At 39.3% G+C, this 11,433-nt stretch carries 13 protein-coding genes; 11 read left to right on the top strand and 2 right to left on the bottom strand.

The genetic code is table 11. The features are described from left to right. Positions 1-32 precede the first annotated feature (32 nt). The 7 genes from KF820_07345 (at position 33) to KF820_07315 (ending at position 6,669) form a co-directional block, all read left to right on the top strand. Positions 33-1,757 (top strand): methyltransferase domain-containing protein, encoded by a 1,725-nt coding sequence (locus tag KF820_07345; GenBank protein MBX3458153.1) that lies wholly within the window; start codon positions 33-35, stop codon positions 1,755-1,757. A gap of 207 nt (positions 1,758-1,964) precedes the next feature. Beyond that, positions 1,965-2,681, top strand: coding sequence for an ABC transporter ATP-binding protein (locus KF820_07340; GenBank protein MBX3458152.1), 717 nt, complete (start codon positions 1,965-1,967; stop codon positions 2,679-2,681). After that, complete coding sequence (locus KF820_07335) at positions 2,681-3,409, top strand: ABC transporter permease (protein MBX3458151.1); 729 nt, start codon at positions 2,681-2,683, stop codon at positions 3,407-3,409. Before KF820_07340 ends, KF820_07335 begins: the two co-directional genes overlap by 1 nt. Positions 3,410-3,416: 7 nt before the next feature. After that, entirely contained in the window at positions 3,417-4,331 is a 915-nt protein-coding gene (locus KF820_07330; GenBank protein MBX3458150.1) for an ABC transporter substrate-binding protein, read from the top strand. Beyond that, positions 4,328-5,185, top strand: a complete 858-nt coding sequence (gene miaA / locus KF820_07325; GenBank protein MBX3458149.1) for a tRNA (adenosine(37)-N6)-dimethylallyltransferase MiaA — start codon at positions 4,328-4,330, stop codon at positions 5,183-5,185. The genes KF820_07330 and miaA overlap by 4 nt, the downstream gene beginning before the upstream one ends. Then, complete coding sequence (locus tag KF820_07320) at positions 5,163-5,870, top strand: M48 family metallopeptidase (protein MBX3458148.1); 708 nt, start codon at positions 5,163-5,165, stop codon at positions 5,868-5,870. Before miaA ends, KF820_07320 begins: the two co-directional genes overlap by 23 nt. 61 nt (positions 5,871-5,931) lie before the next feature. After that, the gene (locus KF820_07315) at positions 5,932-6,669 is read left to right on the top strand and encodes an alpha/beta hydrolase (GenBank protein ID MBX3458147.1); all 738 of its coding nucleotides are present in this window, start codon (positions 5,932-5,934) and stop codon (positions 6,667-6,669) included. Here the strand turns inward: KF820_07315 and KF820_07310 are convergent. Together KF820_07310 and KF820_07305 are read right to left on the bottom strand one after the other, a co-directional pair. Further along, on the bottom strand, positions 6,617-8,017 hold the full coding sequence (locus KF820_07310; GenBank protein ID MBX3458146.1) for an APC family permease: 1,401 nt from the start codon (positions 8,015-8,017) through the stop codon (positions 6,617-6,619). The genes KF820_07315 and KF820_07310 overlap by 53 nt on opposite strands. Before the next feature lie 74 nt (positions 8,018-8,091). Next, positions 8,092-8,412: a (2Fe-2S) ferredoxin domain-containing protein gene (locus tag KF820_07305; protein MBX3458145.1), complete on the bottom strand. Its 321-nt coding sequence runs from the start codon at positions 8,410-8,412 to the stop codon at positions 8,092-8,094. 178 nt (positions 8,413-8,590) lie between these two features. Here KF820_07305 and KF820_07300 point away from each other — a divergent pair, with 178 nt between their 5' ends. The 4 genes from KF820_07300 to KF820_07285 all read left to right on the top strand — a co-directional run bounded on the left by KF820_07300 (position 8,591) and on the right by KF820_07285 (position 11,319). Continuing rightward, positions 8,591-8,977, top strand: coding sequence for a hypothetical protein (locus KF820_07300; protein ID MBX3458144.1), 387 nt, complete (start codon positions 8,591-8,593; stop codon positions 8,975-8,977). 70 nt (positions 8,978-9,047) lie between these two features. Beyond that, on the top strand, positions 9,048-9,998 hold the full coding sequence (locus tag KF820_07295; GenBank protein ID MBX3458143.1) for a DUF4917 family protein: 951 nt from the start codon (positions 9,048-9,050) through the stop codon (positions 9,996-9,998). Position 9,999: 1 nt separating this feature from the next. After that, positions 10,000-10,803 (top strand): DUF3644 domain-containing protein, encoded by an 804-nt coding sequence (locus KF820_07290; GenBank protein MBX3458142.1) that lies wholly within the window; start codon positions 10,000-10,002, stop codon positions 10,801-10,803. Between the two features lie 135 nt (positions 10,804-10,938). Beyond that, positions 10,939-11,319, top strand: a complete 381-nt coding sequence (locus tag KF820_07285) for a hypothetical protein (protein ID MBX3458141.1) — start codon at positions 10,939-10,941, stop codon at positions 11,317-11,319. The last annotated feature ends 114 nt before the right edge of the window (positions 11,320-11,433 follow it).

Below are 11,433 nucleotides of genomic sequence, written 5' to 3'. Positions count from 1 at the left end.
GATCTCATAGAGAATAGTCAGGAGAGACATCCATGAAATCACTTTTTATCCTTCTTAATCTGATATTAAGTTTCACTAATGCCTCGGAGCATCCATTTACCTTTGGTATGCCTGGTGCTGAAAAACAAGCCGTATCAGCGACTCGAGAAAATAATGCTTGCTATCAAAAACTGATTTCCAAGGATCCTGCAACCGGGCAGACATTTGCCGAAACGCTCTACCCCCCACTGGTTCAGAAAATTCACGAGAATACCAACATTCCAATAGATAAAATACACGAGATGTTTAAAGAACAGTACCCCGGAAACACGCTGACAGACATCATTATTGATTTAAGCAAGAGCGGTTTTAACAGATGTTACAGTCCTGAAATGATCCTGTTTAAATTCAAAGAAAAATTAAAAGAAAAATTAGATATTACCGTAACTTCAGATACCCTAGAGGGGATCAGAGGCGAACTTAAAGAATTCACCCCTACACCTGGCAAAGAAAACTCAGAGACAGCCTTGTTTATTGAACGGCACAAACAATATAAAGTACACGATCAGTTGTTTGGAGCATCTCAATCATCTGTGCAACATATCAGCTACGAACAACCAACACCGAATAACGCATATTTTTTCATAAGGCCTACCAATGATACTCACACTTTCTCAACAGGATTTACACCAGACAATTTTTACGACGTAACTCTAAGCAACCCTCAGCCCAATGTTTCTGGTAATTTCATCGATGAAGCATCGCGCAAGTTTGAGGTAAAAAATTATAAATTTGTAGACGACATCGAGCAGGAGACATTATTAGAACTAAAAAATAAATTTAATGGGCAACCTGTTGCTATCAGCGCAAGTGATCGCATCCCATTTAGTATATTAGCACATGGCAAAAATTCTCTAAAGACAGCACCAAATGCAAACTGGGATTTTTCTGGCCTAGCAGAACAAAACAGGACTCGCTCAAGTTTTTGGAGCCAAACAGTCACCGGTAATTTTAATGCAAGGGATTTTTGCAGAAATGGTCAAGACTGTGGATCAGTTGTTATCGAGGAAGAAGCCGTCCACAAAGCATACCATGATTACTTGAAAGATCAACAGAATCTCACCATCGTTGACTTGGGATCCTCTATCGGTTTGAACTCAATCCGCTATACCCTTTCTAACAACCACGTTATCCTATGCGAACAATCACTTGACGCCCTGATCGAAGCAGGGAATTACATGTTACAAGATCACCCGGATAAGGCAGGGAATCTTTACTTAACAACGAAAAGCGCAGATCAACTGACATTACCAGAAAACTCTGTTGACGTTGTTTTCATGGGGTACCTCATTAAGTATTTTCCAGGAAAAAATATAGACCAAATGCTGAAAAATATTTTTAACTACCTAAAACCTGGCGGCAAATTATTCTTGGCAGAAATTACCCCTGATAATCAATTCTATGAGAACCACAGAGAAGGTCCACCCTCACCAAATGAGATCAACTCACATTATATGAACCGCGACTATCGCCCCTATACACTCCTATTTGAAGAAAAATCACCACATTGGCTCGGTGAAATGGGCGCAGTTCATGGTAGTCAATATGGCGAACCCAAGTTTCAATATAACTTAACGAAAGTCACCGAGGCTGATGTTATCAACGGGTTAAAACGGGCAGGTTTTAGGGTCGAGAAAAATCTACAAACACAAAAACCTGACGGACAGTATAATTACAACCATATGCCAGCCATTCAGATTATAGCCATAAAGCCTTAGCTTTGATTAATCGGGGATCCAGCATTTTTTCATGGGTTCCCAATCCAAAAAACGCTTGCGGTTTTCGTTCGAAACCGAGAATTCCTAGCCGGGAATGACGGACATGTTTCATGTTTTATAGGCCGAACTCACGTTAAAACAGTTTATCCTTGCATCTTTTCTACATAGCATTGTATTTTAAAGAAAAAGAACAAACTAGGCGATCTGATGACAGCTGCTCCAAAATTAATTGAACAAGAGCTTCTTCACCTGCAAATCCCCCATTTTCGCTTTGGTGATGTGACGGTATTTAATGAGACAAGCATTGATCTTGTTCTTAAAGGATGGACAGGGCTTGTAGGCCGCAGTGGCGTTGGCAAAACAACATTGATGCGTTGCCTCAGCGGCCTCGAACGCCTAAAAACACCACTCAAGACAGTTCTCATGACCCAGAATGACCAACTCTTACCATGGAAATCTTCCCTTGATAATATTGTTATTTCGGATCTGTTGACAGGAAATGAGGCAGATTACAAACGCGCCAATCGCCTCTTGATTAATGTTGGCCTTCGGGGCAGCGAGAATGCCCTACCCCATCAACTATCAACAGGAATGCGTCAACGCGTAGCCTTGGCACGTACATTGTACCAAGAAGCGGATCTTGTCTTGCTAGATGAACCATTCGGCGCCTTGGATCCTTTAACTCGTGAAGAGTTGTATCCCCTGGTTACTAAACTGCTTGTTGATAAAACTGTTCTGATGGTCAGCCATGATCCCCAAGAAATTATGCGCCTGTCTGATCGAATTTACTTAATGGCAGGGAAACCCTCCCATCTCTATTATCTGGATTATCCGATCACAGGTCAAACACCTCGCCCACTCACACATCCTTTTGTGACACGCTATGCCGCAGATTTGGTTAATCAATTACAGGGGAGCTGGTAATGGCTTATTTAATCGTATCGGTATTGACAGTTTGGGTTGCTTTAAGTTACGGCGTCGATGTTCCGGAATATTTTCTACCGACACCGCAAAAAGTAATAGCTTATATCATCAACAACCCGAATCTCTTAGGACGACATGCTATTCTGACGATCCTGGAAATTGCCGGTGGGTTACTTTTATCTCTTGCAGCCACACTCCTCACAGGGTACTGGACCCACAAATCAGATAAGGCACAAAAGAGCTTTATGTCGTTTTTCTTGATTATGCAAGCCATCCCCATGTTTGTTTTACTTCCTCTATTCGTTTTATGGTTTGGAACAGGTGGTGGCGTCAAAGTCCTTGTTGTTGCTCTGTCGGCCTACTTTCCTATGGCAGCCAGCTTGATCCAGGGAATCACTCAATGCCCGGCAACCTACCGCGATTTAGCTCGGGCCTTTCATGCTAAACAAAATGCCACATGGCGGCATATTTTATTACCATCAGCGTTGCCCCATTTACTCAGCGGCATTCGCATTGCGGCCGTCCATGCCCCGATCACCGTGCTTGCCGCTGATTGGATTGGCTCAACCAATGGTTTGGGCTATTTGATTATGCTCAGCCACGGGCGCATGCAATTAGACCTTATGTTTTCGTGTATTCTAATTTTCGTTATTATGGCCTTAAGTTTAAATGCCTTGGTCGCCCTAATTCAAAATCGTTTATTGTATTGGAAGAACGAGGGAGTTTAGGTTGTTTTTGAGATTATTCCTAGTTGTAGCCTCCCTTTCATTCGCCCAAGCAAAACCAGTCAAAGTCTACCTTGACTGGTTCTTGAACCCACATCATGCCATCTTAGTCGTTGGGCAGCAGTCCGGGATTTTTGAAAAACACGGCCTTGAGGTTGAACTCATCTCTGCAGGGGGATCCGAAGAAGGGAGCCGTCAAGTAGCTGCAGGTGCTGCTGATTTTGCCGTCTCTAAACAATCCGCTCATTTGATCCGTTGTACCAATCAGAACATGCCCTTGGTAAGAATTGCGACATTTATTGATCGCCCCCTTGAGTGTTTAATAACGAACAACAAAATTAAATCAATTGCCGATCTAAAAAGAAAACGGATTGGCTATACATCGAGTTCCGTTGAATTTGCACAACTGAGCATTGCAGCCATTCTGGCAACAGCGAATCTCAAAGTCAGCGATGTGACCTTAATTCCGATTACATCCGGTATGGTCTCAGCCTTTTTATCTGGGACAGTTGATGCGATCTTTAGTGCCTATCGCACCTATGAATTGGCAGACATTAAGGAACACCAATCTGACGTTTCTGTTTTTTATTACGAAGACAATGGGATACCAACCTATGATCAAGGTATCATTGTTGCCAATCGTCATAATTTATCGGATGCCCAGACTTTTGTCACAGCCTTGCAAGAAGTTGCCGATCTTATGAAATATAGCCCAGAGCAAGCCTGGACCCATTATATAAAAATAGCCCCTGAACAGGACACAGATAAAAACAAAAAAATATTCATGACCGTTATTGAGATGTTACCTGACTCAATTGGCAAGCTAAATGTTGATCAATATAATCGTTTCGCATTATTCTTAAGCACAAACAACGTTCTACAGAAAAATATTCCAGAACATTACGCCGTCGATGGAGCAGCATGACAGTCACCATAATAACCGGCCCCACCGCCAGCGGCAAAACCGCCATGGCGATAGAACTCGCCAGAAGGACAAACGGGGAAATTATTAATGCCGATAGTATGCAGCTTTACCGCCATCTTCCCATCTTAACAGCCTGTCCCTCATCAGAGGAAAAACAAGAAGCACCCCATCATCTTTTCGAAATTTTAGGAGATTCTGAAATCAGCTCAGCCGGTTGGTGGGCCACCGAATGCCTCGCCAAAATCGATGAGATTTTGTCCCGTGGCAATCACCCCATTGTGGTTGGCGGAACAGGGATGTACCTGAAATCGCTCACGGATGGTCTGTCCCCTATCCCAGACATCCCACCAGCAATTCGCGATCAAGTCCGCACCCAAGCACAACAAGACGATTTTTATGATCTGGTCTGCTCTCTTGACCCACAGATTAGAGATCTGCTCAAACCCAATGACAAACAACGCTTAACAAGAGCTTATGAAGTCAAACTGACAACAGGCCAATCAATTGTCGACTGGCAGAAAATTCAACCGACGAAACCAGACTATGATTTTAAGAAAATAGCCCTGATTCCGGACAAAGAATGGCTGCATAACCGCATCAACTTGCGATTCACCATGATGATAGAGGGGGGAGCTCTTGATGAAGTCAAAACCCTCATAAATACCCCTATCCGTCAAGATTCACCAATTTTACGCGCTGTTGGTGTCAAAGAATTAACGGCCTATATTAAGGGTGAAATTTCACATAAGCAAGCTATTGAACTTGGGCAAACAGCAACACGCCAATATGCAAAAAGGCAAATGACTTGGATTAAAGGACAAGCAACAGACTATGACTTTATCCCTATTCCGTAAGGATCCTCTCCCTCAATCCTATCAACACCCGATTGTGGGGGATATCCCCATCCGAATTCATAGCCGCGCCAAAAGACTAACGCTCAAGTTTGATCCCAACACAGGATTTTCAGTTACAGCCGCCCCATCATCAAAAAAAGCTGACCTTGTGGCTTTTTTGAATCGCTATGATTCGTGGATGACCCAACAAAACCAAAAACGAACCCAGATTGATACATCCACAATCTTATTCCAAGGAACGCCTTACACAATAAAAACAGCAACCGTTCCGGGGCGTACTTTATATCAACTTAACCACGACAAACACCAATTAATCATAGATAAAACGTTATTCCAAGATCGCCTGAATACTCGTTTTATTTTTCAACGCGAATTCAAAAAAGCATTACCTGAAATATTAAAAAAACAAGCAATCAGAATGAATCTTCATCCAAAGAAAATTTCAATTCGTGATACAAAATCTAGATGGGGAAGCTGCTCTTCTGAAGGCAATATTTCCCTATCTTGGCGACTCATGATGGCCCCGCCCGATGTCATGGAATACGTAATCATTCATGAACTCGCCCACCTTCAGCACATGAATCATTCCAAATCATTCTGGCAATTGGTTGCCTGTCATTGCCCTAACTATCGTCACCACATCCATTGGCTAAAAATGAATGGATCCAGAATTATGGCAATTTAACATTCACAGAAATCCAGTTCATCGATTATACTAAAGAAAACATATTGATTTGAATAACATCATGACAACACAATTTCTATCCCTCCCCGCCTATGATCTAGCATATACCTATAAACCAATAGAAGGTGCACCAACCATTGTTTTTCTCCCCGGTTATTTCTCAGACATGTCTGGCGCCAAAGCTTTATTCCTCAAAGAACACGCCTCTGCTCATGGATATGGATTCCTTAGCTTAGACTACTCTGGTCATGGTCAGTCTGGCGGAAAGTTTATTGAAGGAACAATATCAAGATGGCTTAAGGATATTTTGGCTGTTTTAGATCATACAAAAGCACAAAATCTTACTGTTGTCGGCTCAAGCATGGGGGGCTGGCTTATGTTATTATTGGCTCAGATGCGCCCCTCACTCGTGCAAAAACTCGTTGGAATTGCCAGTGCTCCTGATTTTACTGAAGACTTAATTTGGCCAAAATTATCTGATGAAAAGCGTCAGCTCTTAGAATCAGAAGGTTGCATCTATACCCCAAGCGAGTATTCTGCACAAGGAACGCCGTTATCCTATGACCTCATCCTTGATGGTCGTAATAATTTACTCCTGCGTACGCCTATGACCATATCTGTACCGGTTCGCCTGTTGCATGGCACAGCAGATAAAGATGTCCCATATGAAACATCTTTACGCATTATGGAAAAACTCGAATCAAAAGACGTACAAGTCAGATTGATCAAAGACGGTGATCATCGCCTTAGCTCACCGGATCAATTGCGGATATTGTGGGAGACGGTGATTCAACCCTAGCACGTCGTCGATTCCAAATCATCGGCACAATACCAATCAAAATCCCCCCTAAACCTATTGCAACAGTCTGAGCATCAAAGGAAAAAAGAGCAGAATAAACAGCCATAAAAATAAGCGTAATCGCACTAACTAAAGGCCAAACAATTAATAGCATTGCCTTTGAAAAACTTTCGTTTATAACATTTCGATAATGCCAAGCACAAGCAAAAGCACACAGACTATAGTAAAATGCTACTTGAAAACTAATAACATCTATTGATGTATCAATAATAGCGCGAACAGTTGGTTTCTGTGAAGCAATAAACAGGAATAATATCCCCAATGCCCAGACCAATAGCGTTGCAGTCCAGGGCGTTCTCCATGTTGAATGAACCTTAGACCATCTTTTATTCAAAACGCCATCCCGTGATTTGGAAAATAATGTGCGTGTAAACTGTAAAATAGATGTTTCAATTGTTCCAACTGTACTCATAATGATACTAATCAAAGCCAAAGCCCCCCAAGGTTGAGGCAGTATTTTCTCAGAAATTTTAAGTAACACATTTGTATTGGCTGCTTGGATTTCTTGATCAGTCAAAGCAATTAACGTACATAAAATAAACGTCGCAAACAAAGCAATATTAAGGATCATTGACCAAAATGCTGCTCTACCTGGAATTGAATGAGCATCCTTAGTTTCCTCATTCAAATTCATCGTGACATCCCACCCCCAAAAGAAAAACAGGGAAATCAAAGCCCCCTTCACAAAAACATCAAAAGTCATCTTAAATGGATTAAACATATTCAAATCAATTGATCTGACTGGTTGTTTTATAAAAGCAATAAGAGCAAGAACCATGATAATAACCATAATTCCAACTTCAAGGACTGTAAATATGACCTGTGCTATACTAGTTTGACGGATTCCTTTGAGGATAATAACACTTACAAAAGTCAGCCAACATCCTGCAATAAATGTTACCCAAAAGGTATCATCAACAAAACTTGGTTTAATTAAAGCCAAAGTTGCTGCCGCTGCAGGAATAGTCCCTGACACCATAAAGAGCGCAGTTGCCACAAGCAATGACCAGCCGGCCATAAATCCCAGTGTTTGATTAAAAACCATACGCACCCAAACATATGATGCGCCAGCATTCTGGCTTAGACGATTCAGATACATAAAAGAAAAAGTTATCCCCAGCATGATAATACCACATGCCAAGACACTTCCAGGGGAATAGACCCCAACAGCAGCAATTAAAGCTGCAGATGTAGCCGCAGCACTATAAGATGGAGACGTTCCCGAAACTCCCATAATAATTGATTCACCAATTGTCAAAGAACCTTCAGCAAGTTTATTGTCATCCATTTAATCACCTAAATGATAATCATCATAATTAAATGGTATGTAAAATTTTTAAAATAAGATATGGGGAAAATTAGTTAAGAGTTTTTAATCAATAGATGCTGAACAATATTCCCTTGCTGTAGATGAGATTCAACAATCTGATCAACATCCTGAGTTGTTTTAATCTGATACCAGATTCCTTCTGGATAAATCACGACAGCAATCCCTGACTCACATTGATCCAAACACCCTGCCTTATTGATTCGTGTTTGCGAAATTCCAAGCTCTTTCACCTTACTTTTCATATAAGTTAAAAGTTGTGATGATCCTTTAGAATGGCAACACCCACGTGGATGCCCCTCTGGGCGCTCATTTTGGCAAATAAAAACATGAAAATTATAAGAAGGTTGAGTCATCAGCGGAATACTTTTTATATTGGATCCCCTTATGATAAACAGATTCATCCTGACTTGCAATTGTCGTCGCACTAAGAATCGTTGATATTACGGCGAGCGATTGAAATAAATACCAATAAACATATATAATTAACTGAGTTTAGATTTAAAATGGCACTCAACCAATGAGGATATGCTCATGAATTGCTATAACCACGAGACGACTCCCGCTATTGGCATCTGCGCAGTTTGCGCTAAAGGGTTGTGCAAAAATTGCCATCAACTTTATGATAATGCCGTGGTATGTAGTGACGAGTGTCGCCAAAAAAAATCCTACATTAATGAAATTAATGACAGAGCCATGCGTATCTATCAAATTGGCCCCTATCAAAATGGATCTAAATCCATTCCAACCGTTTCAATCGTTTATCTTCTTCTTACCATTCTGATGGGTGGGATAACCTTTTTATTGGCTGATGCATCAGAAACAACCACTTTTTTTATGCTGGGCTTTGTAACATTTATATTCCTGTTTATTACTCTCTTCACTTGGTATCGTTATAAGAAACGTGGCATCGATTTTTAAATGGGGCCTTGATTTAAAAGATTAAAATTATATCCTCTTCAACACCGATCACAAACACGGATATATCCATATGTGTGATGATGGAATAGAATTAGGCGAGATAAGCGTTGATGAATTAGTCGAAAAAATAAAATCAGATGAGTATTCACTTCTTTGTGGCAATGGCCTGACGAAATGTGTTTATGGGGAATGCTGGAAAAATCCAGATGAGGAATTTTATAAGATATTTTTGCGAGATACACTTAGATTGATCACAGAAAAGGAATTACATATAGAATGCTCAGAAAAATTCTTCAATTTCATAAGAATTGAATATGGTCTAAAGATATTTCAGTACTACCAGAAACTTCAAAAACAAATCGAAAGCACAAACTATAAATATATCCCAGAGAACTTTCTAAAAAAATTTAAGAATATATACACATTAAACTATGATGTTCTAATACCAAGAAGCAATGCAAAGTATAAAACTCATAAGGATGGGTTTTCCAAGGAGGCAATTTCTGCGTGTGAAATACAAGAAAGATATGGGGATAATGGATTGTACTACTTACATGGGGCTTTTCACTTATTGCATATAAGTGAGGAAAATCAGCAATATAAAAAAATAACCAGTGATAACGATAATGGAATAGATCTGCTTACAGCGATACAAAATGTCTATCAAGAAGTGCAACAGGCTTTTATAGATGAAAAATGGGAAGAAATTAGTAAGAACGATCCATTACTCGTCTATGCCAGTAGATCTAAATATAAGTTATGGGCAATCTTAACTGATGACTATCTAAAACATTGTTATAAAAAGCTAGAAGCAGAAGAAAAAATTGTCGTATTTGGCTGCTCATTCCAGAATGACGAGCATATATTAGAGGCATTGATGTCTGGAAAGGATAAAGAAATATATATCTGTTACTTTGACAAAAATGATCTAGCAAGATTCCAAAAAAAAATCAAAAACACAAAAAACAAAATAGCTGTATGTGAGTCCAAAGGCATTTACCCCAAATTATGCAGGAGTTAATATGGGAAAACTCATAGACCGTAACAAGTTGCTAGAAAATAGCAAAAGCGCAATTTTAGCTGGAATAGAAATATATAATAAACCTCAATTCAATTATCGCGAGGAAGTCTGTGTTATATTATTCATTAATGCATGGCAACTACTCATACTAGCAGCCTTAATCGAGAATAATCTAAATATTTATAAAGACGAATCTGAGAATAATACAGTAAATTTATTAGATGGACTTAAAGAACTTAGAGATCTATTACCTAAAGAAATAAGGCTATCTGATCTTGAAAAAAATTTAGAAAAACTAATAGAGTATAGAAATAATTCAATCCATTATTATGAAGACTATTTAACCCAGCAAGCAATACATGCTCTCATTCAGGCAGCTATCATAAACTACAGAGATATCTGCCTACACTTCTTTAAAAGTGATATAGCTAAACTCGTCAATCATGTCCAACTCCCCCTAAGTTTTATCTTAGCACCAGATCCAATACAATTCTTAGCTGGCAATACAACAGATCATGAATATAAAAATGATTTTATGCAAGAAATTATGGAAACTCTGGAAAACACATCAGACACTAACAGATTGCTAGTTTCATATAATTTGCAACTAAACAGCATCAAAAAGATAGATAAAGCTGACATAATAGTTGGGATTGATAATAATTCAACGAGCAAAATAGTTATACCACCACCAAAAAACCCAAATGAGACTCATCCATACAATAGATCAATGATCAGGCTATATGCAGTTATTTCAATCTGCGTAACGCTGAAAATCACAGATATAAATATGCATGGAAACTAAATAGAAAAATTTCAAGTTGGTGTTATTCACCAGAACTTATTTTATTTATCTGTCAATTAAGTGAAGAGGACATTAATAATGCAAAGCAAATTTACCATAAGACATTATTTAAGAAATAAATTTTAGGAGGCAACCATGGTAGAAGATCAGAATACATCACACACAATATCTAATGATCATATCAAGTCGGGACTTATAGAATTTGCAAAACTTGGGTTGAGTATGATTTACATAGCAAATGGTTCAGCAATAATTGCAATATTGTCTGCTTTACCAAAATTTGACACCTCAGAAAAATGTACTCTTTATTTGACTCTCGCATTATTCTTAGCAGGAATAGTATGTGCAATTGGAGCAACATTCTGCGCCTATATGACACATAGAAAATTAACACAGCAAAAGCAGCCAAAAAGTGATAAGGAATACCTATTTTTCTATATTACACTAATTTTCTCACTTATAAGTTTGATCTGTTTTGGGGCAGGAGCATTCTCAGCATTACAACTTATTACATAGCCTTATGATTGACTATTTCCTTCAGAAATATACATAATTCTAGTAAAGAAAAACCCCCATCATTTTCATGACAGGGGTATAGAATTTTTTGAGTGAGGACGAACGTTTGTGTGG

The sequence above is a fragment of the Candidatus Paracaedibacteraceae bacterium genome (genome assembly GCA_019636055.1).
Lineage (GTDB): Bacteria > Pseudomonadota > Alphaproteobacteria > Paracaedibacterales > Paracaedibacteraceae > Paracaedibacter.
Note: the sequence above shows the minus strand (reverse complement) of the source record. Positions and strands in the feature narration are given on the sequence as shown.